21 protein-coding genes are annotated in these 25,508 nt (G+C 58.5%); 17 read left to right on the top strand and 4 right to left on the bottom strand.

The genetic code is table 11. The features are described 5' to 3' along the window. Positions 1 to 13: 13 nt before the first annotated feature. The 15 genes from ASC85_RS06060 (at position 14) to ASC85_RS05995 (ending at position 20,886) form a co-directional block, all read left to right on the top strand. Positions 14 to 9,181 carry a two-partner secretion domain-containing protein gene (locus ASC85_RS06060; RefSeq protein ID WP_057448638.1) on the top strand — a complete coding sequence of 3,056 codons (9,168 nt, stop codon included), beginning with the start codon at positions 14 to 16 and terminating at the stop codon, positions 9,179 to 9,181. Between the two features lie 8 nt (positions 9,182 to 9,189). Further along, positions 9,190 to 9,597 carry a hypothetical protein gene (locus ASC85_RS30870; RefSeq protein ID WP_080570004.1) on the top strand — a complete coding sequence of 136 codons (408 nt, stop codon included), beginning with the start codon at positions 9,190 to 9,192 and terminating at the stop codon, positions 9,595 to 9,597. 166 nt (positions 9,598 to 9,763) lie between these two features. Further along, entirely contained in the window at positions 9,764 to 9,904 is a 141-nt protein-coding gene (locus tag ASC85_RS33745) for a hypothetical protein (RefSeq protein WP_177343160.1), read from the top strand. Continuing rightward, a complete protein-coding gene (imm2, locus tag ASC85_RS06050) occupies positions 9,904 to 10,257 on the top strand; it encodes an Imm2 family immunity protein (RefSeq protein ID WP_057448637.1) in 354 nt (117 codons plus the stop codon). The genes ASC85_RS33745 and imm2 overlap by 1 nt, the downstream gene beginning before the upstream one ends. A gap of 147 nt (positions 10,258 to 10,404) precedes the next feature. Then, on the top strand, positions 10,405 to 10,956 hold the full coding sequence (locus ASC85_RS06045) for a DUF6990 domain-containing protein (protein ID WP_057448636.1): 552 nt from the start codon (positions 10,405 to 10,407) through the stop codon (positions 10,954 to 10,956). Positions 10,957 to 10,966: 10 nt separating this feature from the next. Further along, entirely contained in the window at positions 10,967 to 11,680 is a 714-nt protein-coding gene (locus tag ASC85_RS06040) for a hypothetical protein (RefSeq protein ID WP_156395616.1), read from the top strand. A gap of 90 nt (positions 11,681 to 11,770) precedes the next feature. Beyond that, the gene (locus tag ASC85_RS06035) at positions 11,771 to 12,217 is read left to right on the top strand and encodes a hypothetical protein (RefSeq protein WP_057448634.1); all 447 of its coding nucleotides are present in this window, start codon (positions 11,771 to 11,773) and stop codon (positions 12,215 to 12,217) included. 69 nt (positions 12,218 to 12,286) lie between these two features. Further along, complete coding sequence (locus tag ASC85_RS06030; RefSeq protein ID WP_057448633.1) at positions 12,287 to 12,643, top strand: hypothetical protein; 357 nt, start codon at positions 12,287 to 12,289, stop codon at positions 12,641 to 12,643. A gap of 57 nt (positions 12,644 to 12,700) precedes the next feature. Beyond that, positions 12,701 to 13,348, top strand: coding sequence for a hypothetical protein (locus ASC85_RS06025; RefSeq protein ID WP_057448632.1), 648 nt, complete (start codon positions 12,701 to 12,703; stop codon positions 13,346 to 13,348). 31 nt (positions 13,349 to 13,379) lie between these two features. Beyond that, positions 13,380 to 13,994 (top strand): GAD-like domain-containing protein, encoded by a 615-nt coding sequence (locus ASC85_RS06020; protein WP_057448631.1) that lies wholly within the window; start codon positions 13,380 to 13,382, stop codon positions 13,992 to 13,994. 53 nt (positions 13,995 to 14,047) lie between these two features. Continuing rightward, positions 14,048 to 14,917 carry a hypothetical protein gene (locus tag ASC85_RS06015; RefSeq protein WP_057448630.1) on the top strand — a complete coding sequence of 290 codons (870 nt, stop codon included), beginning with the start codon at positions 14,048 to 14,050 and terminating at the stop codon, positions 14,915 to 14,917. A gap of 661 nt (positions 14,918 to 15,578) precedes the next feature. Beyond that, on the top strand, positions 15,579 to 17,186 hold the full coding sequence (locus tag ASC85_RS06010; RefSeq protein WP_057448629.1) for a tetratricopeptide repeat-containing response regulator: 1,608 nt from the start codon (positions 15,579 to 15,581) through the stop codon (positions 17,184 to 17,186). Further along, the gene (locus ASC85_RS06005) at positions 17,179 to 17,871 is read left to right on the top strand and encodes a sensor histidine kinase (RefSeq protein ID WP_057448628.1); all 693 of its coding nucleotides are present in this window, start codon (positions 17,179 to 17,181) and stop codon (positions 17,869 to 17,871) included. Before ASC85_RS06010 ends, ASC85_RS06005 begins: the two co-directional genes overlap by 8 nt. A 341-nt stretch (positions 17,872 to 18,212) precedes the next feature. Further along, entirely contained in the window at positions 18,213 to 19,454 is a 1,242-nt protein-coding gene (locus ASC85_RS06000) for a glutamine synthetase family protein (RefSeq protein WP_177343162.1), read from the top strand. A gap of 70 nt (positions 19,455 to 19,524) precedes the next feature. Then, positions 19,525 to 20,886, top strand: a complete 1,362-nt coding sequence (locus tag ASC85_RS05995; RefSeq protein ID WP_057448626.1) for an MFS transporter — start codon at positions 19,525 to 19,527, stop codon at positions 20,884 to 20,886. Between the two features lie 61 nt (positions 20,887 to 20,947). Here ASC85_RS05995 and ASC85_RS05990 read toward each other — a convergent pair whose 3' ends face one another. The 4 genes from ASC85_RS05990 to flgA form a co-directional block, all read right to left on the bottom strand. Continuing rightward, positions 20,948 to 21,694: a flagellar brake protein gene (locus ASC85_RS05990; RefSeq protein WP_003204744.1), complete on the bottom strand. Its 747-nt coding sequence runs from the start codon at positions 21,692 to 21,694 to the stop codon at positions 20,948 to 20,950. 92 nt (positions 21,695 to 21,786) lie between these two features. Then, positions 21,787 to 22,254: a flagella synthesis protein FlgN gene (locus ASC85_RS05985; RefSeq protein WP_057448625.1), complete on the bottom strand. Its 468-nt coding sequence runs from the start codon at positions 22,252 to 22,254 to the stop codon at positions 21,787 to 21,789. A 47-nt stretch (positions 22,255 to 22,301) separates the two neighbouring features. Further along, on the bottom strand, positions 22,302 to 22,619 hold the full coding sequence (gene flgM, locus ASC85_RS05980) for a flagellar biosynthesis anti-sigma factor FlgM (RefSeq protein ID WP_003204741.1): 318 nt from the start codon (positions 22,617 to 22,619) through the stop codon (positions 22,302 to 22,304). Between the two features lie 172 nt (positions 22,620 to 22,791). After that, a complete protein-coding gene (gene flgA, locus ASC85_RS05975) occupies positions 22,792 to 23,556 on the bottom strand; it encodes a flagellar basal body P-ring formation chaperone FlgA (RefSeq protein ID WP_057448624.1) in 765 nt (254 codons plus the stop codon). A gap of 78 nt (positions 23,557 to 23,634) precedes the next feature. On the opposite strand from flgA, the gene ASC85_RS05970 reads away from it, so the two are divergent. Together ASC85_RS05970 and cheR are read left to right on the top strand one after the other, a co-directional pair. Next, complete coding sequence (locus ASC85_RS05970) at positions 23,635 to 24,561, top strand: chemotaxis protein CheV (RefSeq protein WP_057448623.1); 927 nt, start codon at positions 23,635 to 23,637, stop codon at positions 24,559 to 24,561. Between the two features lie 54 nt (positions 24,562 to 24,615). Next, positions 24,616 to 25,443 carry a protein-glutamate O-methyltransferase CheR gene (gene cheR, locus ASC85_RS05965; protein ID WP_003204735.1) on the top strand — a complete coding sequence of 276 codons (828 nt, stop codon included), beginning with the start codon at positions 24,616 to 24,618 and terminating at the stop codon, positions 25,441 to 25,443. Positions 25,444 to 25,508: the final 65 nt, after the last annotated feature.

The following is a 25,508-nucleotide window of genomic DNA, read 5'->3' as shown; positions in this document are numbered from 1 at the left end:
AAATGGAATTGCTATGAACAAGCATCTGTACCGAATCGTTTTCAACAAGGCCCGCGGACTGCTGATGGTCGTGGCCGAGAACGTCACCAGCCAGGTCAAGGCGCCGGGGACCCGCTCCGGGCCGACGACGAGCGCAGCGGCTTGCACGGCGACACTCGGGGCGTTGCGCTTTGCCTTGATGACCGCGATTGGCCTGGTGTCCTTGAGCGTGGCGCCGGCCTGGGCTGGAACCATCGTCGCCGATCCTGGCGCTCCGGCCGGCCAGCAACCCATGGTGATACAAAGCGCCAACGGCACGCCGCAGGTCAATATCCAGGCCCCCAGTGCCGGCGGTGTCTCGCGCAACACTTACAACCAGTTCGACGTCGATAGCCGGGGGGTGATCCTCAACAACGGCACGGGCAATAGCCAGACGAAACTGGGCGGTTGGATCGAAGGCAACCCGATGTTGGGCAATGGCAGCGCGCGGGTCATCCTCAACGAAGTCAACGCCAGCAATCCCAGTCAACTGCGCGGTTACGTCGAAGTCGCCGGCCAGCGCGCCGAAGTGGTGATCGCCAACCCGTCCGGCATCACCTGCAACGGTTGCGGCTTCATCAACGCCGACCGGGCCACCCTCAGCACCGGCCGGGCGCAGTTGGAGAACGGTCGCATCACCGGCTACACCGTGCAGGGCGGCACCATCAATATCGAAGGCAAAGGCCTGGACGCCCGCGAGACCGACTACACGGACCTGATTGCCCGCTCGGTGCAGGTCAACGCCGGGGTGTGGGCCAACGACTTGAAGGTCACCGCCGGACGTAATCAGGTCAATGCCGACAACACCCAGGCCACGCCGCTGCCAGGCACCGAGGGAGACAAACCCACCGTTGCCATCGACGTTGCCAAGCTCGGCGGCATGTATGCCGGGAAGATCATGCTGGTGGGCACCGAATCCGGCGTGGGTGTGCGCAACGCCGGGCAGATCGGCGCCATGGCTGGCGAGGTCGTGATCAGCGCCGACGGCAAACTGCAAAACCAGGGTGCGATCAGCAGCGCTACAGCGACCCGAATCAATGCCGCCAGTGTTGAAAACAGCGGCACGCTCTACGCCAAGGGCGACCTGGGCCTCGACAGTACCGGTGACATCGACAACAGCGGCACCGTTGCCAGCCAGAACCACACGACACTGACCGCCAAGAACATTCGCAGCACCACGGCCTCGAGCCTGGCGGCGGGCGTCGGGGCGGACGGCAAGTTGGGCAGCAGCGGTAACCTCGCGTTACAGGCCGCCACGGTCAAGGCGCAAGGCCAGAACCTTGCCGGCGGCGATGTCAGCGTCGAAGCCGCTGACCTGGACCTGAGCAGCAGCCAGACCCTGGGCCAGAACGTCACCCTGACGGCCAGCGGCGGCGATGCCAACCTCAGTGGCAGTCAAGTCGATGCGACCCAGGTGCTGGCTGCCAAAGCGGCCAAGACCCTGCGCACCAATGGAGCCAAGGTCACCGCTGGCAACCTGCAATTGGGCGCGCGGGATGTTGTCAATGTCGGCGGTGAGCTGGTGCAGACCGGCACCGCCGACGCGTCGATCAAAGCCACTGCCACGCTCGACAACAGCGGTGGCCGTATTGCCTCCAACGGCAACAACCTGAAGCTTGGCGCCAATCGCCTCGACAACAGCAAGGGCAAGGTCGAGCACGCCGGCAAAGGTACCTTGGACATCCAGGCCACCCAGTTGGCTGGCAGCAAAGGTACCCTGGCGAGCAATGGCACATTGAGCGTCAAGGCCCGCGAGGTGGTGGTCGATGATGGCCTGACCCAAGGCCAACAGATCACGCTCGACACCACGACCCTGTCCAACCAGCGCGGACGCATTCTCCAGACCGGCGCGCAGCCCTTGCAGGTCACCGCCCGTGAACGCTTCGACAATCAGGCCGGGCAAGTCAGCAGTCCCGGCGCGGTGAACGTGAAGGTCGGAACGTTGAACAACCAGGACGGCAAAGTCCTCGCCACCGATAACGGTGCGTTGACCGTCACGGCCGACAAAGAGGTCAATAACGACGGCGGGACGCTGGCCGCCAGCGGGACGACAAAGGTCAGCGGCGAGGCGCTGGATAACACCCAAGGCACCGTGAGTGCCGGCGGTGAGCTGTACGCGACGTTCGACCGCTTGAACAATATCGGCGGCACGCTCGCCGCCACCCAGCGCATGGAAATCATCGCCGGGCAGTTGAACAACACCAACGGCGTGCTGGGCTCGGTGAAGTCCGGCTTGCTGGTCAGTGTCTCGGCCGATGCATTGAACAACAGCGGCGGGCGTCTTGAAGCGCTGGGCGATATCGATCTGTCGGCCCAGGGCCTGAATAACCAGGGCGGGGTGATCAGTGGCCAGGCCCTGGACCTGGACAGCCACGGCCTGCTGATGGACAACAGCCAGGGCACGCTGAATGCCGGTGCGACCCTCGACCTGCGCAGCGGTGAACTGCGCAACGCGGCGGGCCTGATCCAGGCCAAGGGCAAGCTGTTCATCGACACCGACAGCCAGGCGCTGAACAACCTTCAGGCTGGCACCACCCAAGGCATCAGCGGCCAGGGTGCGGTGGAAATCCACAGCGCCCATTTCAACAACAGTGGCGGCTTCCTCGGCGCCAAAGGCGCGCTGGTCCTCAAGGCCACCGACCTTACCAACGGCAGCGGCGGCCAGATCATTGGCGAGAAAACCGTACGGGTCGAAGGTGCCCGGGTGGATAACCGCGGCGGTCAATTGCAAGGCCTCGGCGATGTCCAGTTGGTGCTGGGGGATACGCTCAACAACCAGGGCGGACTGGTGCGCAGCGCGGGAACGCTGGGCGTGATTGCCGGCGTGCTCGACAACAGCGCCACCCAAGGTGCCAACCAGGGCCTTGAAGGGCGTGCCATGAGCCTGGCGCTCGACACCTTCGGCAACCAGGCCGGCGCCGTGCGCGCCGACCAAGGATTGTCCATCGGCGTCAGCCAAACGCTGGATAACCAGGGCGGCCTGATTTCCGCGGGGGCCGGCCTGACCATCACTGATCGCGATCCAGTGCAACGTCGTCAGTCGGTGCACAACCTCGACGGGACCTTGCTCGCTGGCAGCCTGTTGTCCCTTAACGCGGCCTATTACGCAGGCTCCGGTCGCGCCCTGAGCCTGGGCGACCTGACGTTCAGCCTGCAAAGTGGCCTGGACCTGAGTGGACAGATCCAGGCCAATAACAAGCTCGACCTGAGCACCGAGGGCGCTTTCAACAACAGCGGAAAACTGTTGGCAGGCAATCTCCTGCTGGTGCGCTCGCAGACGCTGGACAACACCGCCAGCGGCGAGATCAGCGCCGGCCAGGTGCGCCTGAGCATAAACGACAGCCTGACCAACCGTGGCCTGATCGACGGCCAGCAAGTGCGTGTGCAAGCGCTGTCGCTCAACAACCTGGGCACCGGACGTCTGTACGGTGATCGACTGGCGATCGCCACCTCGGCGCTGAGCAACCGCGATGAGAACAGTGTCGCCGCGACCATCGCCGCCCGCGAGTCGCTGGACATCGGCACCGGCACCCTGGATAACCGCGAACAGGCAATGATCTTCAGTGCCGGGGACCTTGCCATCGGTGGTGCGCTGAGCGCGACTGACAAGGCCCAGGACCGGGCCCAACTGCTGACCAACGCCAGTGCGACCATCGAAGCCCTCGGCAACCTGTCGCTCGATGTGCAAAGCGTGCGCAACACCAACGAACATTTCAGCACCCAGCAAGTGGAAGTCAGCCGCACCGCCTTGCAGGAATTCCAGCTCAGCGGTTCGCCGAACCGCTACCAGGGCGACCAGATCTCCGTGAACAACGACGAGGTCCTTCACCTGACCACCCCAGAGGGTCGCAAAGACAACTGGAACCGCTACGACTACACCCGCGTGGTGCAGGAGACCCAGATCGCCACCTCGGCACCGGCGCAGATCCTGTCTGGTGGGACGATGCAGATCAACGCAGGGGATGTGCTCAACGACAAGAGCCGCATCATTGCCGGTGGGTTGTTGCAGGCCAACATTACCAGCCTGACCAACACTGAACTGACCGGCCAGCGCACCACCACCGACAGCGGCACCGTCAGCAATTTCTATCGCATCCAGCGTAAGGGCCGGGACCGGCAGGGAACGGCCGTCACGGCCTACAGGCCTGCCCCCTTGATCCAGGACATCACCCTGCAGCCGACCGTGTTCGCCCAGAACGCCGCCGGCAATGGTACCGGCACCCAGATCAGCGCCCGCGCCACACAGGGCGTCAGCGAGCAGGTAGCCGCCACGGGCACGGTCAGCGCCCCGGTCGGCAGAACCTATCAAGTGGCGCCTATCGTTCAGGTCGCGGCCCAGACCACCCTCAACAACAAGGGCGTGGCCGAGCAGATTCGCAGTGGCGGGCCATCCCTGGCCTTGCCGAACAACAGCCTGTTCAGCACCAATCCGCAGAACACCAGCAGCTACCTGATCGAAACCGACCCGCGTTTTGCCAGCTATCGCACCTGGCTGTCGTCGGACTACATGTTGCAGCGCTTGCAAGTCGACCCAGCCCTGACGCAACAACGTCTGGGCGACGGCTTCTACGAACAGAAATTGATTCGTGAACAGATCGCGCAACTCACCGGCCGACGTTTCCTCGACGGCTACGCCAATGACGAAGCGCAATATCGTGCCCTGATCGACAACGCCGTGACCGTCGCCAGCCAATGGCAACTGGTGCCCGGCGTGGCCCTGACCTCCGAGCAGATGGCCCAGTTGACCAGTGACATCGTCTGGCTGGTGCAGAAGCAAGTCACCCTCGCCAACGGTGACACCCGCAACGTGCTGGTGCCGCAGGTGTACGTACGGGTCCAGGAAGGCGACCTCAACGGCTCCGGTGCCTTGATTGCCGGGCAGCAGTTGAACCTGAACATCGCCGGCGACCTGGTCAACAGTGGCAGCCTGGCCGGGCGCAGTGTCATGGCGATCACCGCGCAGAACATCGAGAACCTCGGTGGGCGCATCCAGGCCGACAAGGTATCGCTCGCCGCGCGGGAAAACCTCAACAACCTCGGCGGCCTGATCGGCGCCGTGGACAGCCTGTCGGTCAAGGCCGGGCAGGACATCAACGTCATCTCCAGCAGCCGGGGCAGCAGCAGCGCCCAAGGCACCCGCACCAACCTGTCGCGGGTGGCCGGGCTGTTCGTCAGCGGTGCCCAGGGCACGATGGGCGTGAGCGCCGGCAACGACCTCAACCTCACCGGGGCTCAGGTGGTCAATGCCGGCAAGGGCGGCAGTACGTTGCTGGAGGCGGGCAAGAACATCAACCTGGCCACGGTCGGCGAAGCCCACGAGCAAGCGCTGACCTGGAACAGCAGCAACTGGCGCAAGGACGCCAGCCAGACCGAAGTCGGCTCACAGGTCCAAGGGCAGGGCGACGTGCGCTTGAGCGCCGGCCAGGACCTCAACGCCCGCGCCGCCCATGTCACCAGCGAGCAAGGCGCGGTGTTTGCCGAGGCCAGGCGCGACGTCAACCTGACCGCCGGCCAGAACTACCAGTTCGCCGATGAAGCCCACAAGGTCAAGGGCAGCAACGGGATGTTCTCCAGCAAGACCACCACCACCCGCGACACCATCAGCCAGACCTCGGTCGAAGGCTCCACCCTGAGCGGCGAGCAGACCTATGTGCAGGCCGGTCGCGACATCAACCTCAAGGGCAGCAACGTGGTGTCCACGACCCAGACGGTGCTGGTGGCGGACAACAACGTCAACATCGAAGCCGACACCGCCAGCAGCAGCGAACGCCATGACAAGTTCGTGAAGAAAAGCGGCCTGTTCAGCGGCGGTGGCATTGCCGTCACCCTGGGCAGCCAGCAACAGAGCGTCAAGGACCTCACCACCGAGCACACGGCCGTGGCCAGCACCGTCGGCTCGACCGCTGGCGATGTGCTGATCGAAGCCGGCAAGGGCTACCGTCAGGTGGGCAGCCAGGTGTCGGCGCCACAAGGCAACATCGATGTCACGGCGCAGACCATCGATGTCGTCGAGGCGCGCAACACCCGCGAGCGCGAGCGGGAAACCCTGTTCAAGCAGACCGGGTTCACCCTCACCGTGACCAACCCGGTAATCAGTGCGATCCAGACGTCCCAGCAAATGAAACGGGCGTCGGAGAAAACCGACGACGGGCGCATGAAGGCCCTGGCTGCCGCCACTGCCGTGCTGGCGGCCAACAATGCCGCCACTGCCGTGGCGATGGACCCGGGCGCGGTGGGCGGGATCAACATCAGCCTGTCGCTGGGCACCAAGAAGAACGAAAGCACCACCACCTACACCAGCGACAGCGCGGCCGGCTCGACCATGACCGCCGGCAACGACGTTCGCCTGCGCGCCACGGGAGCTGGCGCCGCGAGCGACATCAATGTGCAAGGCAGCGATATCAAGGCCGGCCGCAACGCCAGCCTGCTGGCGGACGGCGATATCAACCTGCTCGCCGCGCGCAATATCGACAAGCAGGAAACCGACAGCAAAGGCAGCAGCGCGAGCATCGGCATCGGTTTTTCCCTCGGTGCACGCAACGGCTTCACCCTGGACCTGGGTGCCTCCGGCAGCCGTGGCCAGGCGGATGGCGATGGCCTCACCCACACCAATACCCATGTCCAGGCGGGCAACCAGTTGTTGCTGTCCTCGGGCGGTGACACCAACCTCAAAGGCGCGGTGGCGAGCGGCAAACAGGTGTTGGCCGATATCGGCGGCGACCTGAACATCGAAAGCCTGCAAGACACCAACACCTACGTGGTCGATGAGAAGAGCCTGGGCGTTGGCATCAGCCTGTGCATTCCGCCGTTCTGCTTAGGCATGAGTTCGGTCAGCGGTGCCAGCGGCAGCTTCGGTGCCACCGATATCGATTCCAACTACGCCAGCGTGACCGAGCAATCGGGCATCAAGGCCGGGGACGACGGGTTCGACATTCGCGTGGGCGGCAACACCGATCTGGTCGGCGCTGTCATCGCCAGCAGCGACAAGGCCGTGCAGGACGGTAAAAATCGTCTGGTCACCGCCAGCCTCACCAGTCGCGACATCAAGAACAAGGCCGAGTACGACGCCAGCACCGTCAGCGTCGGCGGCGGCTATCGCGAAGTCGGCAAGGACCAGCAGGGCAACGCCACCAGCGGCGGCACGCAAACCCCTGGCACCGACCTGCCGAAGAACGACAACGACCTCAGCGCCACGATGCCGATCGCCATCAGTGCCAGCGACGATGCCAGCAGCGTCACCCGCAGTGGCATCAGTGGCGGCACCATCGTCATCAGCAACGACGCCGAGCAACAGAAGCGCACCGGCAAGAACGGCGAGCAAACTATCGCCAGCCTCAACCGCGATGTCTCCAGCGATCGCGACACCACCAACACCCTCAAGCCGATCTTCGATGAAGACGAAATCCGTGCCGGTTTCGAGATCGTCGGGGCGTTCGCCAACGAAGCCAGCACCTTGCTCGCCAACAAGGCCAAGGAAGTCGACCTCAAGCGCAAACAGGCCGAGGCGGCCCAGAACGCGGCCCTGGACCCCAACGCCAAACTCACCGACAGCGAACGCTTGGCCCTGCTCGGCAGCGCTCAGCGCCTGAACGCCGAAGCCAGCGGCATCGCCGACAAGTGGGGCGCGGGCGGTACCTACCGGCAGATCACCACCGCCCTGGTGGGCGCGGCCAGCGGCAACATCAGCGGCGGCAACAGTGCGTTCGTTCAAGGGCTGGTGGTCAATTACGTGCAGCAGCAAGGTGCCGGCTACATCGGCGACCTGGTGGCGGACGGCAAACTCACCGAAGGCTCGCCGCTGCACGCCGCCCTGCACGGCATCGTCGCCTGCGCCGGTGCCGCCGCCAGCAGCCAGAGCTGTGGCAGCGGTGCTGCGGGCGCGGCGGCGTCGAGCCTGCTCACCGGTCTGTTCTCCGAAGCCAGCCCCGATGAAAGCGAAGCCCAGCGCGAGGCCAAGCGCAACCTGATTGTCAGCATCGTCACCGGGCTGGCCGCCACCAGTTCCTCGCTCGACCCGGCCACCGCCACCAGCGCGGCGGGCGCTGCGGTGGACAACAACTGGCTGGCGACTCAGCAACTGGTCCAGGCGGAGAAGGAGTACAGCGAGGCTGACCTGGTGGGCAAAGCTAAGGTGGTTGCCAAGTGGGGGTACATTTACCAAAAACAAGAAGTACTGACCCGATTCGGTATCGGCAAGGGCTTGGCGCAGGCGGGTTGGAGCGACGTCGAAGGGCTGGCGCAATTCCTCCTTAATCCGGTTGAAGGGATCAAAGGCATCAAAGCCTTGATCGAGGATCCCGAGGCACGCCAGAGATTAGGCAACGCCATGGTCGATGACGCCAAAGCCAAAATCGCACGTATCGAAGACGCCCTGGAACACGGCGGCGACGAACGTGCCGTGCAACTGGGCGAGGATATTGGCGAACTGGTCTGGCAAGTCGGCACCATCGCCACGGGCGTGGGCACGGCGGCCAAGGGCGGCGTGGCGCTGGCGAAAACCGGGATCAAGGTGGGTGCCAAAGAGCTTGAAAAAATGGCCGATATGGCCAACATTGCCAAAGCTGAAGCCGCTGCTGGTAAGCCGATGCAGTGGAGCAGCGTGGAGGGGGCGTATAGCAAGAAGCTTGAGGGGGGGTATGGCCCTGGCACGACGACGGTTAATGGGAAGGTTGTCGAGAATGCGGGGGAGTACAATGTCGGTGCCAAAGGGGCAGGTACCACGCTGGAAACAACCAATCCGGTTGCTGTGAGTGGTAGCCGGGCCATCGATAAGGCACAGAGTTACGAAAGTGGTGTGCGTGGGATGTATGGGGATACTGCATTTGCTGAACGTAAATACACGGCAATTGTCGATGGGCAACGTGTCAACGGTGTCGCTGATGAAGTGGCAGTGATCGGCGGGAAACCCACAGCTATTGAAGCAAAATTTGTCGATGACTGGGCTAGTTCTATTCGGAACCCAGAAAGCCTGGCTGGCTCGAAGCCGTGGTCAGTAGCTGAACAGACGAAAATGGTAGATCAGGCGAAGAAATACTCATCTGCTTTCGATGGCGGTGTTATTTATCATACGAACAGCCGAGAGCTAGCTAGTTATTATTCGAAGGTATTTACCGGTGCCGGCGTCACAAACTTTAAATTTGTAATTACCCCGGCAACAAAGTGAGGTGTGAGATGAGTAGTGATCGGGAAACGTTAGAAAAAGTTCTGGGTGGGAAAATTGAGCAGTCGAACGCTCGAAATGTACCTGGTGTTACGGTTGTGGACGGGCAGCAAGTTGTTTATTTTTCGGACGATGGAAAAAACAAACTACGGAAACAATTTAATAACATTACCTGCTTTTCTGAGCCTCCGAATGCTGTTCGTGGAGGGGTAAATGATCGCGGGTGCAGAGTCACACCGCCCGAGGGACCTATTTTTCATGCGATTTCCTATCATGGTGATCTTGACGGTTGGAGAAAAGATATTGAGGCAGGCGCAATTGGCCTTGGTCTATTACTCGCCCAAATCAAAGGTGATCAATTGGTTATTTCCGATGGCCGCTCAATCCCTTTGTCAGATTGCAAAATAGAGTTTTCTTGATCATTGCTGATCCACAATACCGGCCTTGCGCCGGTGTTGTTTTATCGGTGTTAGCTTTTCTTTTCAATAAGGCAGGAGATTTGGTTTGCCGGGGGACAGAGACGGAATACAAAATTCTAGATAATATCGCTGACCAGTTGGGGGGAATACCTCCGTCAGAGGGGCCGTGAATATTTTTACGGAGAAAGCGGCTGGTACAAGCTGTCTAAATGTAGCTGAGCAGTTCAAGGCGAAGTACCCCAGTATCACCGTTAATATTCTGGATAATCAGGGTGTTATGCTGCGCCCACCGAGGAAAACGCCGTAATGGAAGAGAGAGTAATTTATGGTGAGATTCGGGCTTGGTTTCTGGGTAGTTATTATAACTATTGCAGAGTCAAGCTCAGCCACCAATACCCATGGATTGAAGGTGAAAGTGAAGTAGGCTATGCCTATAGTGAGCTTGAAAACTCCTTTGATTTGCCTATTGAAAAATTAATGCTGAAGGTCCTGTCTCTTATTCTTTCGGCAGGCCGATCCTCGGAGAAAGTTCAGAAATATCATCAGGATGCTATCTCTGAATTGCTAAGGAAGATTGATCTTTCTTCTGTTTTGGAGGAGCTGCCTCCTGATGAAGCTGCAGAGCTTGTAGGTGATCTTAGAGTGTTAGGTTTTTATTGATAGGGAAGAACCGCAAAAAAAGGGAGTGGTTTATTTAATTGCTCGGCTCTTAAGTTTATCTGCCCCTTTTCTCCCAGGAGGCGTTAAAGGATCAAGGGTATCCTAACGGCATTCCTTTAAGATTATGGGTTTTTCTCGGGAAAAGTAATGGAAGAAAAAGATATTGTTTCAGTCTTGAGTGAGCAGGGCTGGGTTTGTAGCAAGGATGAAGTTGGTGATTATTTTTGTGTCACTGATGTCGGAGGAGCCCAACTTCAGATTATCCCATCTGTGGGTAAGCGCTCGGACCATTTTCGGGTTTCGCTTATGTCCTCCATTTCGTCCAAAGAGTTTTCGGAGGCTGTTTCTATCATATTGGGTGATGGCGGTGATAATGCTCCGATTATAGTTAGAAATGAAGCTCCGGAGAAACTGTCTAGTTTTTCTAGTGATGATGTTATTAGGCTGTCTGAGAAGGCTATATCTTGGGCTCGCTCTCAGAATATTGACGAGGGGTTGACGGTTTATAGGAAACTGCCAACTGAAGCTAAAGGTGCAATGCCTATCCGACATTTGGCGGCTCTAGCAATAGCAGGTGATATTGGGCGCTTAGAAGAATATAAAAAGAGTTTTGAGAAGGGCGACAGGCTCGGATTTGTGCCTTACATTACTTTCGATATGATTGAGCGAGCACTCATGATAGCTAAAGAAAGTAAATAATCAGAACCCCATGAATGCAGCAGATATAGAGCTATGGTTTTATGCATGTCCTGACAGAACTTTATCTATAAAACAGCGGCATGCTGAAGTGATGGATAGGATGTCTCGGATTGGTGCTCCTTTAGGGTTCGCAGGTCTTGAGCTTCCGGCCGCCCCGAGTTGCGGCGACGGGTTGATTGCTACCTATACAGTTAAACTTCCCCTCAGAGGGCTTCGGTTTGTGGGGGACTATGCGTATCGTGGTGATCGATACCTATATGAGGATATGGCCTCCTATGACGAGCACTTGCGTTTTGGATTTAAAATATCAAACAAGGCTGTTGATTATAAGCTTGTTGTGAATGAGTGTTTGCCAAAAGTGATTGAGGCGTTTAAGGGGTATAAGGCTCATGTGTCCTATGATTTGTATGGTCTGTATTATCAAGGAGGGTTGAATGATGATAACTTGGCTTACAATCGGTTGCGTGAGGATAAAACTATAGATGTTGATGGGCACAACAATATTTATACGCTATTTCCTGCCCAGTTCTGGGATGCAGCCCTTTGTCAGCGTGCTCTAGGCTATGGCCCTGATGAAGTCATTGCACGACTGCAAGGCAAGTGTCGTATGGCGGTTCGGCTGATGGATGGGGTTTATTTGGTTCTCAATGATGACCCGGGCATGTCCTATGAAACCTTTGTGGAAATGAATGAACAGATCAAGCCGATCTTGGGGTTGGTCTAGCGGGCAGATATTGAAGAAAAGTAGAGAGATTATTTGGGGCAGCCGGGGGCAATGTACCGGCATCATTAAGCCATTGTCCAGGGTTAAGCAATGATCATGCGTTTAGAGGAGGTGGAGAAAGGCCTTGTAGAAAAGCTGAAAGTAGCCAGTGAAAAACAGCGACGAAGTGCGGTAAAGGTAGCCTGTGAGCTTGCTTTTCAGGCCTGCCCAGTAGACGGGGCTATTGTTGCCGAGTCCCTTAAACAACTATGTCTTGGTAGTAAGCTCACGGCCGAGCAGGTTTCTGGGCTAGATGATTTGGCTGCGCAGTTAGATGAGCAGTATTTTGACTTGCAAGACAGCCAGAATGAGGGGCAGAACTTAGATGCAGAAGTCCTTCGGTTGTTTAGCCAGGCGCGTGTTGTATCGGCACTGTCGTTAGCCGGCGGAGAGGATTCGCTTATGACAGCAGCCGAAGCAATATATGAGGCATCATCAGCTGTTGATGATAGAATTTATATTTTTAAATCCGTACTCTTGGTTTTGCCAGAGTCTTGATGGGGAAAGGGGGTGTTTAACTATTCGGTGTTTAAATAAAGCTGTCTTCTTTTTATGGAGGGTTTTGTAATGATGTTGAAAATTGATTTCCCCCAAAATTTGATTACGGATGAGCTGCTCCGACAGGAGCGGATTCCTTGTGTATGCAAGATAGCCAAAGAGTTTGAGGTTTTTTTTGCGGAAACTATTCCTGAATCGTCTGGAGTGGTGTTGGAGTGGGATCGGAAAGAGTTGGAGTTGAGAGCTGTCGCTGGGGCGGGCGGTCAGTACACACATCATGCTTCTGGTTTGATTACCCTGAAAGGCGCTGGGAATGGAGTTTATGAAATAATTGATCTTGAGATGTTTTATAGGAGTTTTGGTTGGTGTGCGATCTTGAAAAATAGTGAATATGCACCGCCAGGGGACTTTTGGGATGAAGCGTGAAAGCTATGGCTGCGCAGACTTATTGCTGTCTCTGTCAAAGGATGGAAAAAATTAGGCATGAACTCTTTATTGTCGGAATGGTGTGCCTACTGTGAAGGCAAGGCATTTTTTGATAAGGCTCATTTTCTAGGTTTGTTGAAGGTACACAGTAGCGCGGAGGAGCTTAAGCGTATATTTAGCTACTTTCCTTTTTCGGAAGAATTGGTCGATAGAGCTGGGCGCGTTCTGGCCGCTGGAGAGATGGAAAGCTCTCTTTATCTCTTGCCCAAATGTAGGGTGGAGAAAAGCCAGCTGATTCGGTTGGGTGGGGAGTGGTTGAAGGAGCAAGAAAGGGCATGTGGTGTGCTTGGCAATTTGGAGATTTTCGAGCTTTGCCATAACGCTCAAATATTTTTTGTTGATGCGCAATATATGGAGGGTGTGCTTCAGCAAGATATTCCTCATTACTGGTTGTTTGATGAGGTCGGCGATGCAATCAGGGGAAGTAGGGTTTCTGAGATTGAGCAGGTTTATGCATTGTTTGAGGCGCTTTATGGATTGGCTGCAGACTATTACCTTGCTTGGTATATTGGGCGGTCATTGTTTAAGTTCGATATTGATTTAGAACCCTATTTTAGATTCTGGCGGGCTGGAGGAAGGTGCGCTCTCACTGAGAGTGGGTTCTTAGTGGCTACCCAGGAACAAGGTAGCCGGGTCAGTAAATAAAACTTGGTGTTGAACTACGAGGGGGCACACGGTGCGAGACGAAGATTTTGAGTGCTTCATTGGTGTAATGGGTGAGGCTACATCACATCGACCAGTGCTTGACTCCCAGGTTGCGAAATATTGGGGGCTACTGCCGGACGCGTTGCTCACCTATTGGCAGAAAGAGGGTTGGTGTGGGTATGCCAATGGACTTTTTTGGACAGTGGATCCAGACGATTACAAACACCTGCTCGATATGTGGTTAGCCGGTACTGAGTTTTCGCAGATAGATAATTACCACGTTATTGCCCGGAGTGCCTTTGGAGCGCTGTATGCTTGGGGCGAGAAATACAATCAGAAAATTGTTGTTTCATGTCCGACAGGGTCTATCGTCGCGTTGATGAATAAGCTGAAAGTACCTAATAAAGATCCGGATCTGGCCATTCAGACATTTTTCGCTATGTCTGATAAGGAACGTTATGATCTGGAGGACGCTCAAGGTGAGTTTTTATTTGATCGAGCGCTAGAGAAGTTGGGTGCGCTTGATGAGCGTGAGGTCTACGGCTTTGAGCCGGCATTGTTTGTTGGAGGGACGGCTTCGTTGGAACATTTGGTTAAGTGCGATTTAGATGTTCATTTAACGATCCTTCGACAGATGCGTTCATGAGTGAGGACGGTAAGCGGAAGGTCGTTGTATTGGCGTAAAAGGAGCATGTCGAAATGGATGAAATCAACGTCCGGCTCCATCAGCACCGGCGCTGGCTGTCGCAGTCGGAAGGCCTGACGGCTCAAGAGCTTGACTATATCGATGAGGACCTTGCCAGCGACTCATTAAACGGATTGGACAATGTGGCTGACTCGCTGGGGATGCTGGCGACTTATTACGGTATTCGGGGCGAAGTCGCGATCAGTGACGGAGAGGCTACTGGCTGGGAACAGGTCTCGCGCTCGATGATGTACCGTTATTGGGCGCTGATGCTCAAGGCCAAGGCTTTCTCCAAAACGAGTTTTCTTCAAGGCATCCAAACCGTCCCCAATCTGACTAACCAGTTGAGTATTGCTGGGTGCTTGCTGGCCGGGTTGATAGCGATTGATCGTCGTGATCTGGCTGCATTCGTGGCCGATGTGCTTGCCGGAATGCTGTCCGTCAAAGGCGCCGTCGATTCGAGCTATCTTGAACGGCGTCGATTTGAACCTTTCATGCTCTGGCTTTATTCAGTCTATTCGCAAGGTGCTGCGCTTCCGGAGATCAAGTCGATGGATCTGGGGATTTATCAAAACGTGATAGACGAATGGACAAATGAGCAAGGGCTAGCTGATGCGCTGGAAGCGCTTTGTCGATATCACTTATCCAACGCTGAAGACAACGGTGGGGCCTGGGATCCTGAGTTCAAGCATGCGCCTTTCGATCTGTTGCCTTTAGAGATCCACGCGATTTTCCAGGTCCGACAGCAACTGGGTTTGACTGCTCCAGTGGTGTCGAGTCCGTTGTTGTCCGCAGAGACGGCTGCGCTAGAAAACCTGGTCATCGTTCCTGATCAGCTTGCTATTCGAGTTGAGGCGGCCTACGAGCGTTTCTTCGGGCTTTAGACGCAGGCGCGACCCTTTTTTCAGTTAAGCAATGACATGCGGTGGAACACTGTAACAACTGGCTCTTTATAGATCCCCCTTCTAATACATGGAGCCGTGTACCTACGCCCTTGAGGTACGTGAGGAAGGTGTGAGTCTGGATTTCTCCTTGGCTGGTTATGCCTCTGTGCCGGTCCTGAGCGAAAAAGCCAGGACTGCATTGCATTGATCGTTAGCGAGGAGGTGAAGCTTCGGCTGGAGCGAGCGGGGTTCACAGGGATGCTATTTGAGGGTGTGAATGGCGAGGGTGAAGTTATCTGCTGATCGTGGCGAGGGAGCTTGCTCCCGCTCGGGTGCGCAGCAGCCGCCAAACAAACAGGTCCGCTGCGCGGCCCAGCGGGAGCAAGCTCCCTCGCCACGGGTGTTCAGCCAGTCGTCTGCGCTCGGTTTCTCCCACACCTTCCCCTTAACGGAACGCCATCTCCTGCCGATAACCCGATGAGCCCGGTTGTCTCCTGCGTTTTGGCTCGCAATGTGCGTCACGACCCAGCCAGGCCAAGCGGTTGCTGAAAACCCTTGAACGTTGCTGGCTGGTGGCTATCATCTGCGCGCCTCGGGGGTGTGACACGGCGTTTCGTTGTTATGCCATTGGGTTATTTTCTTACTTGCCTGGACATCCTCGATGCTGGCGTACCACCAAAAAAGTTTTCTGATCGTCGATGATTTCTCGGATTTCCGCAGTTCGATCCGCTCCATGCTGCGTGAGCTGGGCGTCAAGGACGTGGACACCGCCGATACTGGTGAAGTGGCGCTGCGCATGTGCTCGCAGAAGCGCTATGACTTCATCTTGCAGGATTATCACCTGGGCGACGGGCGCAAGAATGGCCAGCAGGTGCTGGAAGACCTGATGGTCGAAAAGCTGATCAGCCATGAAAGTGTTTTCCTCATGGTGACCGCCGAGACCAGCCAGGCGATGGTGCTCAGTGCCCTGGAGCATGAGCCCGATGCGTACCTGACCAAACCGTTCAACCGCTCCGGCCTGGCCCAGCGGCTGGAGCGGCTCGAGCAGCGCAAGACCTTGCTCAAGCCGATCCTGCAAGCCCTCGATCGTGGCAAGCCGATGGAAGTGCTCAATGCCTGCATCGCCCTGTGCAAACAGGATCCGCGCTACGGGCCGTTGTGCCTGCGTTATCGGGCCGATGCGTTGCGTGACCTGAATCAGAACGAGGCTCTTGAACGACTGTACAACTCCATCATCGCGGATCGCCCGTTGCCGTGGGCCTACGCGGGGCTGGGCAAGTTGATGTTCAAGCGCGGCCAGGTGGGGCAGGCCAAGGCCGTTTATGAAAAAGCCCTGAAAGTCTTTCCGATGATGCCGGCCTTGTACGACGGCATGGCCGACGTGCTGGTGGCCGAAGGTGACACCAAGCAGGCGCAGCATGTGCTGGAAGAGGCGGTGCGCCTGTCGCCGCTGGCCGTGCGCCGCCAGTCGTTGTTGGGCAAGCTGGCGATGACCAACGAAGACTTCGACACGGCTTCCCGGGCCTATCGCCAGGCGGTAGGGCAGGGCGCGCAGTCGCGCTTCAAGGACCCGGAAAGCAACCTCGGCCTGGCCCATGCGCTGATCAGCAAGGGCAGCGAAAAAGGCCTCGACACCCGCACCCGGCTGGAGATCAACACGACTCTCAGCGCCGTGGCGAAGGAGAACCTCAACGACCCGGGGCTGCAGGTTCGGGCGCGGCTGATGAAGGCCACCAGCCTGTTGCTCAACGATGCCGAAACCGCCGAAAAGCTCACCGAACAGGCTTTGCAGCGCCTCGATGGCATGGAGCAATTCATGAGCGCCGAAGCCGCGTTGCTGGTGGCCAAGCAGTTGCAAATGCTTGGCCAGACCAGCGCCGGCGAGTCGATGCTCAAGAACTGCGCGGAAATCTACGGCGATGACCCGACGGTGATGCAAGGCATCGCCAAGCTGACCGACGACCCGACCATCCTCAACCAGGGCAATGCCGCCGCCGAGCTGAACCGCGAAGGCGTGCGGGTCTACAAGACCGGCGCGTTGCCGCAGGCGCGGGAGCTGTTCCGCCGCGCCCTGAAGATGCAACCGAAGAACATCAGTATTGCCCTGAACATGGCGCAATCGCTGCTGCATGGCACCGACACCAGCGTGGAGTCGGAACTGCTGCAGGAGTGCCGCGCCTGCCTGAAACTGGTGGGCATGATGCCCGACACCGATGCGCGTTTTGCGCGTTATCAAAAACTGCGAAGCAAGGCATTTGGCGATGAATGACAGCGAACAGGCCCTCGATTTTTCCACGGTGATCGCGTCTACCGTGCACGACATGAAGAACTCCCTGACCTTGCTCATGCAGACGCATACGCAATGGCTCGAGCGCTTGCCCGACGCCGAGCGCCAGACCTCGGAGCAAGGCGTCATCGAGTTCGAGTTCGCCCATCTCAATGGTTTGCTGGTGCAACTGCTGGGGCTGTACAAGCTCGGTGTCAACCAGTTGCCGCTGCACCCGGCCTACCATGAGCTGGATGACTTCATCGAGGCGCAACTGGCCGGCCATCAGGACGTGTTCCGCAGTCGCGGGATCATGGTCACCTATGAAGTCGACCCGCTCAGCCCCTTGGGCTTTTTCGACCGTGAGCTGGTGGCGTCGGTGCTCGACAATTGCATCAACAACGCCATTCGCCATGCGCGCCAGGCATTGCTGATCAGTGTCAGCGACGAGGCCGGGCAACTGGTGCTGACCATCAATGACGACGGCGAAGGTTACCCGCCAGAGATGATCGAGCGTCAGGCCGAGTATGTGCAGGGCATCAACCACAGCAGCGGCAGCACCGGACTGGGCTTGTACTTCGCCGCGCGGATCGCCGGGCTGCACCAGCGCGGCGGCGTGAGCGGGCGTACCGAGATTGCCAATGGCGGTGTGTTGGGTGGTGGGGTGTTCCGGCTTTACCTGCCCTGAGCATGCCCTTCATAAAGATCCCTGGCACCACAAATTCCCTGTGGGAGCGAGCCTGCTCGCGATGGCGTCGGCTCAGCCAATATTGAGTTGACTGATACATCGCCATCGCGAGCAGGCTCGCTCCCACAATGTATTCCAAGGCTTGTAGTTTATTTTTGTGGGTGCTTGATATTCCGAACAGCCGAAGCCTATTTTGTACGGGTTGCCGTTCGCGGCTCGCACATAACAAGGATTGCGTCATGACGACCGATGGCCAGCGTTCACTCGCGCAGCGACTGACGGGCATTGATGAGATTGAATGTGTCACGCCGGATTTGAATGGCGTGCCGCGGGGCAAGGTAATGACCGCTGAGGGGTTCCTCGAAGGCCGGCGGTTGCAGTTGGCGCGGGGCGTGCTGCTGCAATGCATCATGGGCGGTTATCCGCCGTCGCGTTTCTACGGCAGCGACGACGGCGACCTGGCGCTGGTGGCCGATCCGAAACAGATTCATCGCCTGCCCTGGAGCCAACAGCCCCGTGCCCTGGCGATCTGCGATGCCGACGAGTTGACCGGTGAAAGCTCCCAGCTCTCGACGCGCGGCCAGCTCAAGGCCGTTGTCGCTCGCTATGCAGCCCTGGGCCTGGCGCCGGTGGTGGCGACCGAGCTGGAATTCTTCGTGTTCGCTCCCAACCCGGACCCGACCCAGCCGTTCCAGCCGCCGATGGGCCTGGACGGACGTCGCGAAGACGGTCATTCGGCGTTCAGCATCAGTTCCAACAATGGCCTGCGTCCGTTCTTCAGTGAAGTCTATGCGTGCATGGCGGCGCTGGGCCTGCCTCGCGACACCTTCATGCATGAAATGGGCGTGAGCCAGTTCGAGATCAATCTGCTGCACGGCGACCCGCTGTTGCTGGCCGACCAGACTTTCCTGTTCAAGCACCTGCTCAAGGAAGTGGCGCTCAAGCACGGCCTGACCGTGGTCTGTATGGCCAAGCCCCTGGCCCACACGCCGGGCAGTTCGATGCATATCCACCAGAGCGTCGTCGAGGCGGACAGCGGTCGCAACGTTTTCAGCGACGAAGCGGGCGAAGCGACGGCGACTTTCCGGCATTTCATCGGTGGGCAACAGGCGTGCCTGGCGGACTTCACTGCGTTGTTCGCGCCGAACGTGAATTCCTACCAGCGCCTGTGCCACCCGTTCGCCTCGCCGAACAATGCCTGTTGGTCCCATGACAACCGTTCGGCCGGGCTGCGGATTCCTGCCAGTTCGCCGGTGGCCCGGCGGGTCGAGAACCGCTTGCCGGGGGCCGATGCCAACCCCTACCTGGCGATTGCCGCCAGCCTGGCCGCCGGGCTGTATGGGATTGAGCATCGGCTGGAGCCGAGCGCGGCGATCCAGGGCGAATTCGAAGTGCCGGATAATCTGTCGTTGCCATGTACCTTGCATGCCGCCCTGGAGCGTCTGAAGCGTAGTCATCTGGCGAAGGAACTGTTCGGTACGGAGTTCATCGAAGGCTACATCGCCTCCAAGACCCTGGAGCTGACCAGCTTCTTCGATGAAATCACGCCCTGGGAGCGGCGTGTCCTAGCGGCCCAGGCATAACGAACCGTCGCATTCGGGCTATCTTCAACAGGTAGCCCTTACTCACCTCAAGGAGCCGCTCGGAACGCCGATGCGCCAAATCTGGAAACCTTTTCGAGCGCTTTATTTCGCCTCGCTGATGATGTTGATCGGCTCGGGCCTCTTGAGTACTTACCTGGCCTTGCGCCTGGCCGCCGACCATGTGGACAGCCTCTGGGTCGGTGCGCTGATGGCCGCCAACTATTTCGGCCTGGTGCTGGGTGGCAAGATCGGCCACCGGCTGATCGCCCGTGTCGGCCACATCCGCGCCTATTCGGCCTGCGCCGGGATTGTCGGGGCGGCAGTGCTGGGCCATGGCCTGGTGAACTGGCTGCCGGCCTGGATCGTGTTGCGGATGATTGTCGGCCTCGGGATGATGTGCCAGTACATGGTCATCGAGAGCTGGCTCAACGAGCAAGCCGATGCCAAGCAGCGTGGCGTGGTGTTCAGCGGCTACATGATTGCCTCGTACCTGGGGCTGGTGCTGGGCCAGTTGATCCTGGTCATGCACCCGGCCCTGGGGCCTGAGCTGTTGATGCTGGTGGCGCTGTGCTTCGCCTTGTGCCTGGTGCCGGTGACACTGACCCGGCGAATTCACCCGGCGGCGCTGCATCCGGCGCCCATGGAGCCGCGCTTCTTCATCAAGCGTGTGCCGCAGTCATTGAGTACGGTGCTGGGCTCCGGGTTGATCGTCGGCTCGTTCTATGGCCTGGCGCCCCTGTATGCCTCTCAGCAGGGCCTGTCGACCGAGCAGGTCGGTCTGTTCATGGGTAGCTGTATCTTCGCCGGACTGCTGGTGCAGTGGCCGCTGGGGTGGCTGTCTGATCGATATGACCGGGCGCTGCTGATCCGCTGCTTTGCGCTGGTCCTGACGATCTGTGCGCTGCCGTTGGCCATTCTTCCGACGGTGCCGCTGGAGGTGCTGTTCGTCGCGGGGTTCTTCTGTTCGCTGGTGCAGTTCTGCCTGTATCCGCTGGCGGTAGCGTTTTCCAACGACCACGTCGAAGCTGATCGAAGGGTGTCCCTGACCGCGATGCTGCTGGTGACATACGGCGTGGGGGCCAGTATCGGGCCGCTGGTGGCCGGCGTGCTGATGAAGATGTTCGGCAGCCAGATGCTCTACGGCTTTTTCGCTTTCTTCGCCTTGGTGCTGGTGTGGCGGATCCGGCCGAAAGCGGTGACCAACCTGCATCAGGTCGATGACGCACCGCTGCATCACGTGGCGATGCCGGACAGCATGTCGAGTTCGCCTTTGGTGGCGTGTCTTGATCCGCGGGTGGACGAGCAGGTGGTGCAGGAGCAGATGCAGGCGCCGGCCAATCCGGACATGGAGCCTGAGCCGGCCACTGAGACCGAGGCCGAGACTGGGCCTGAGGAGCCTGAGACACCGAGTTTTACCCAGGCCAGGCCTTGAAGCAGGCATAAAAAAACGGGCAGTCGCCGCAAGGGACTGCCCGTTTTTTATGCCTCGAAAATCAGAGGTCGTCTTTATCGAAGCGCCGGGCTTCTCGTTGGAGCTGGTAGACGAACCGCTCGACCTGCCGTTGCACCAGGCCACTGATGTTGTGGAAGCGTACGCCGGCGAACGTGGTGTTGATCCTTTCTTCGAAATGCAGGTAGCGCAGTTCGACTGGCGCGGTCATGTTGCCAAAAGGCAGGGCCGCGATGAAGCGCTCGTACACCTGGCCCAATTGCAGACGCTCCGTGATGTCGCCGTCGAAGCGCAACTTGCAGCCGGTGGCGGAGATGTCCAGCAGCTTGCCGTCCACCGGGGACTTGAGCTTGTCACCGCCCAGTTCAACGCTCACCAGTTGTGCCAGTTTCAGGGCGGCGCGGAAGGCGTTGCGACGTTGGTGGTAGACCACTTCGTCGGGCAGGGCGCCGCGATAGCAGCGACCGTCGCTGGATTCATCGATGGTCAGTGGGCCCTTGCCATCCCATGCGATACGCACGCCGTCATGGAAGCCCTCGACACGAAAAGGCTCGCCCGCCAGCAGGAAACGCTCGCCGTCCCGGGGAATCATTTCATCCAGGGCGATGGAGTTGGTCTCGCGATCGACGTTGACCAGGTAGCTCTGGAAACGCTGGCTACGTTCGTGGAAGGTGATGATCAGTGGGTCGTGGCTCTCTTGCAGCATCCGTAGGTTGCCGGAGATTTCCAGGGGCGTGGTGAGGACCTTGGGTGGCTGCGGAGCATCATCCGCGTTTGAGGCATTGAACACGGTGAGTCAATCTCCAGGCAAAATACGACTACGAATGGCCGGCATTTTGCCAGCATGTATCGCGCGTTGATAGAGCGAAGGCATTGTTCGTTTCATGCCTGGCTGAGCGGGCGATGCTTGACCATTCTGGCCGTTGAACCGCTAGCGTCATACAGCGTAGGGATCTCGCCACCGTTGAGGATGCGCAACTGATTGGCGGTGGCGGCCTGCTGCATCAGAATCGATTGGCCGTTGCGAGTGTTGGTTGCCTGGCATTGGGCGAGCAGGTCGTTGAGTACTTTGCTCTGGGAGCGCAACTGATCGCCGATCGTCGACTGGCTGGCCAGTTGCTCGAGGCCTTCATGGCTGGCGGGCAGGTTGAGGCTGGCGAGGATCTCGCTGCGTTTGCGGCCATGCTGGTCAAGCAAGATGATCAAGGCCTGTTTCTGCGCCAGGATATTCTCCAGCAGAGGCATGTCACGACCGTGCAATGCCACGGATTCGGCCTGCAACAATTCCAGTAGCTGTTGCGCTGGAACAAAGTCGTCGATGATCAATTGCAACAAATGAGTGTCGTGCATGGCTGGCCTTGGGTCTTAGCGTCCAAAAGCCTGGCGCAGGCGGCGGCCTAGCGCTGGGCTTCGAAGTTGAGCAGTTTGCTGGCTACGCGGTTGCTGTCGACTTTGTAGCTGCCATCGGCGATTGCTGCTTTCAACTCGGCCACGCGGGCGTTGTCGACGACAGGTTGATCGCGCAGCTTGTCAGTGACCTTCTGCAACTGCTGAGCCTCATTGCTGAGGTGTACCGACTCCCCGTTGCTGACCTGTTCGGCTGGTGTAGGCAGCGGCGCGGATTTGCCGGCTTCGGCGGTTTCCTTGGTGGCGCTGGTACGCGTAGTGCCTGGCAGCGGTGAAGAGCTGTTTAAACGATTGAAATCGATGACCATGGTAAAAAACCTCTGGGTATTTGGACGCTTGCCATGTTTTCGGCCATCCCCAAAAAAACTTTAGGCTCATTTATGAAATGAACGTGCGCACGTCTGCGCTTGCCTTTGCGTAAGGCACAGTCTAGGGAACACCGGGATCAAGCGCCAGCTTTCTACCTCCTCGACCAGGTCATTACATCGCCACTTCCACTTGGCCTGGGGCCACCACTTGTGCCTTGATGACGCGCTGGGAATTAAGGTTTTTCACCCGTATCTGTTCGCGCATGCCGCCGTTGGACAGGGCTTCGCCGGGCATCCGCACGGCCATGGAGCCGCTGCGGGCGGTGATGACCACCTGGTCGCCCTTGCGGACCACCTCGGCCTGTTCCAGATGCACCAGCGTCACGATCTGATCGGCGACCATTGGTCGGACAAGTTTCTGCCCGATGGCCTGGTCGACGGAGGTCAGGAAGCCCTGGTTGATCTGGCTGATGTCCCGTTCACGCAACATCACGTCTTGGGGCTCGACGATCCCGGCCCGCTTGAGCGGACGAGTGGTGGTGACAATTTCCCGAAACAGGCGCACTTGAGCGGGCACGAACACCGTCCAGGGCGCGGCACTGTCGCAACGAACCTTCACCGTGACGCGGCCCAGGGGCCGGGCAGGGCTCTCCAGCGAAGCAGTCAATTCCTTGTCGCACATCGGCATGCGCAGACGGGGGTCGAGTTGGTTGACTTCGATTTCGTAGCGACCTTCCGTTTGACTGGTAGCCAGATAGTCTTCTACGGTGAATTCAAGAAAGCCCTGAGTGACGCCGATAAGGAGATCAGGCAAGGTAACCGGAACAGCAGCAAGGGCAGGACCGCCCGAAGTGAACAGGCAGACAGCCAGCAGTGCACCGAGCCAGTGGCGGCAGTGAGTGGTCAGGCGTCGAGAAAATGTCGTTTGTGCGTTCATGCCGGTTCAATAGCAAGCCCCGTGCCGTTTAGTGATGAATGCGCGTCGGACACATTAGCGTTAGGTAGGAGTCAGGGCATGGCGGGAGTAATGGATTCGGTAAACCAGCGCACTCAGCTGGTCGGTCAGAATCGCCTGGAGCTGTTGTTGTTCCGTCTCGACGGCCAACAAATGTATGGGATCAACGTATTCAAGGTCCGCGAGGTGCTGCAATGCCCCAAGCTGACCCTGATGCCCAAATCCAGCCCCGTCGTGTGCGGTGTGGCCAATATCCGGGGAGCGACCATCCCGATTCTCGACCTGGCAATGGCGACCGGTTCCGGCCGGCTGCTGGACCAGAGCAATCCGTTTGTGATCATCACCGAGTACAACACCAAGACCCAGGGGTTCCTGGTTCGCTCGGTGGAGCGCATCGTCAACATGAACTGGGAAGAGATCCATCCACCGCCCAAGGGCACCGGCCGCGATCACTACCTCACGGCAGTGACCCGGGTCGATAACCAGTTGGTGGAAATCATCGACGTGGAGAAGATCCTCGCCGAAGTAGCGCCCACGCCGGAAGCGATCTCCGCAGGGGTGGTGGATGCCGAAACCCAGCACAAGGCGATTTCGCTGCGGGTGTTGACCGTCGATGACTCTTCGGTGGCCCGCAAGCAGGTGACCCGTTGCCTGCAAACGGTCGGTGTCGAGGTGGTGGCGTTGAACGACGGGCGACAGGCGCTGGATTACCTGCGCAAGCTGGTCGACGAGGGCAAGAAGCCCGAGGAAGAGTTCCTGATGATGATCTCCGACATTGAAATGCCGGAGATGGATGGGTACACCCTGACGTCGGAAATCCGCAGCGACCCGCGCATGCAAAAGCTGCACATCATCTTGCATACTTCGTTGTCCGGGGTTTTCAACCAGGCGATGGTCAAGAAGGTCGGCGCTGACGATTTCCTCGCGAAATTCCGTCCAGATGACCTGGCTTCCCGGGTCGTCGAGCGGATCAAGGCAGCAGAATAAAAGGTCGGGCGCGTTGTGCGCCCGGCAAGTCAACACGATGAAAGAGGCGGTATCTTGTCTACGGGTAATTTGGATTTCGAACAGTTCCGGGTCTTCCTGGAAAAAGCCTGTGGCATCTTGCTTGGTGAAAACAAGCAATACCTGGTGTCGAGCCGTCTCAATAAATTGATGGAGCAGCAGGGCCTCAAGTCATTGGGCGAACTGGTGCAGCGTATCCAGACCCAACCGCGCAGTGGCTTGCGCGAGATGGTGGTGGACGCGATGACCACCAACGAAACCCTGTGGTTTCGTGACACCTATCCGTTCGAGGTGTTGAAGAACAAAGTGCTGCCGGCGGCCATCAAGGCCAGCCCGGGCCAGCGTCTGCGGATCTGGTCGGCGGCCTGTTCGTCGGGGCAGGAACCCTATTCGCTGTCGATGTCCATCGATGAGTTCGAGCGGTCCAACCTCGGCCAGTTGAAAGGCGGCGTGCAGATTGTCGCCACCGACCTGTCCGGGACCATGCTCAATAACTGCAAGACCGGCGAGTACGACAGCCTGGCCATCGGCCGGGGCCTGTCGCCGGATCGTCTGCAACGTTACTTCGATCCGAAAGGGCCGGGTAAATGGGTGGTCAAGGCGCCGATCAAGAGCCGGGTGGAGTTCCGCTCGTTCAACCTGCTGGACAGCTATGCCAGCCTGGGCAAGTTCGACATCGTGTTCTGCCGCAACGTACTGATCTACTTCTCCGCCGAAGTGAAGAAAGACATCCTGCTGCGCATCCACAGCACGCTCAAGCCGGGCGGCTACCTGTTCCTCGGCGCCTCCGAGGCGTTGAACGGTTTGCCGGATCATTACCAGATGGTCCAGTGCAGCCCGGGGATCATCTACCAGGCGAAGTGATTGGCCTGAGCTGTCAAAAAACGGGAGTCCTCACGGGGCTCCCGTTTTTTTTGCCTGCCGGTTTC

Origin of the sequence: Pseudomonas sp. Root401 (assembly GCF_001425105.1) — a bacterium.
Classification (GTDB): domain Bacteria; phylum Pseudomonadota; class Gammaproteobacteria; order Pseudomonadales; family Pseudomonadaceae; genus Aquipseudomonas; species Aquipseudomonas brassicacearum.
The sequence above is the reverse complement of the archived record's forward strand: the minus strand, read 5'-3'. Positions and strand labels throughout refer to the sequence as shown.

Excerpts from the sequence above, each read along its gene's own strand:
- ASC85_RS06060 (WP_057448638.1), top strand. The coding sequence starts at position 14 with ATGAACAAGCATCTGTACCGAATCGTTTTCAACAAGGCCCGCGGACTG.
- ASC85_RS30870 (WP_080570004.1), top strand. The coding sequence starts at position 9,190 with ATGAGTAGTGATCGGGAAACGTTAGAAAAAGTTCTGGGTGGGAAAATT.
- imm2 (WP_057448637.1), top strand. The coding sequence starts at position 9,904 with ATGGAAGAGAGAGTAATTTATGGTGAGATTCGGGCTTGGTTTCTGGGT.
- ASC85_RS06045 (WP_057448636.1), top strand. The coding sequence starts at position 10,405 with ATGGAAGAAAAAGATATTGTTTCAGTCTTGAGTGAGCAGGGCTGGGTT.
- ASC85_RS06040 (WP_156395616.1), top strand. The coding sequence starts at position 10,967 with ATGAATGCAGCAGATATAGAGCTATGGTTTTATGCATGTCCTGACAGA.
- ASC85_RS06035 (WP_057448634.1), top strand. The coding sequence starts at position 11,771 with ATGATCATGCGTTTAGAGGAGGTGGAGAAAGGCCTTGTAGAAAAGCTG.
- ASC85_RS06030 (WP_057448633.1), top strand. The coding sequence starts at position 12,287 with ATGATGTTGAAAATTGATTTCCCCCAAAATTTGATTACGGATGAGCTG.
- ASC85_RS06025 (WP_057448632.1), top strand. The coding sequence starts at position 12,701 with ATGAACTCTTTATTGTCGGAATGGTGTGCCTACTGTGAAGGCAAGGCA.
- ASC85_RS06015 (WP_057448630.1), top strand. The coding sequence starts at position 14,048 with ATGGATGAAATCAACGTCCGGCTCCATCAGCACCGGCGCTGGCTGTCG.
- ASC85_RS06010 (WP_057448629.1), top strand. The coding sequence starts at position 15,579 with ATGCTGGCGTACCACCAAAAAAGTTTTCTGATCGTCGATGATTTCTCG.
- ASC85_RS06005 (WP_057448628.1), top strand. The coding sequence starts at position 17,179 with ATGAATGACAGCGAACAGGCCCTCGATTTTTCCACGGTGATCGCGTCT.
- ASC85_RS06000 (WP_177343162.1), top strand. The coding sequence starts at position 18,213 with ATGACCGCTGAGGGGTTCCTCGAAGGCCGGCGGTTGCAGTTGGCGCGG.
- ASC85_RS05995 (WP_057448626.1), top strand. The coding sequence starts at position 19,525 with ATGCGCCAAATCTGGAAACCTTTTCGAGCGCTTTATTTCGCCTCGCTG.
- ASC85_RS05985 (WP_057448625.1), bottom strand. The coding sequence starts at position 22,254 with ATGCACGACACTCATTTGTTGCAATTGATCATCGACGACTTTGTTCCA.
- flgM (WP_003204741.1), bottom strand. The coding sequence starts at position 22,619 with ATGGTCATCGATTTCAATCGTTTAAACAGCTCTTCACCGCTGCCAGGC.
- flgA (WP_057448624.1), bottom strand. The coding sequence starts at position 23,556 with ATGAACGCACAAACGACATTTTCTCGACGCCTGACCACTCACTGCCGC.
- ASC85_RS05970 (WP_057448623.1), top strand. The coding sequence starts at position 23,635 with ATGGCGGGAGTAATGGATTCGGTAAACCAGCGCACTCAGCTGGTCGGT.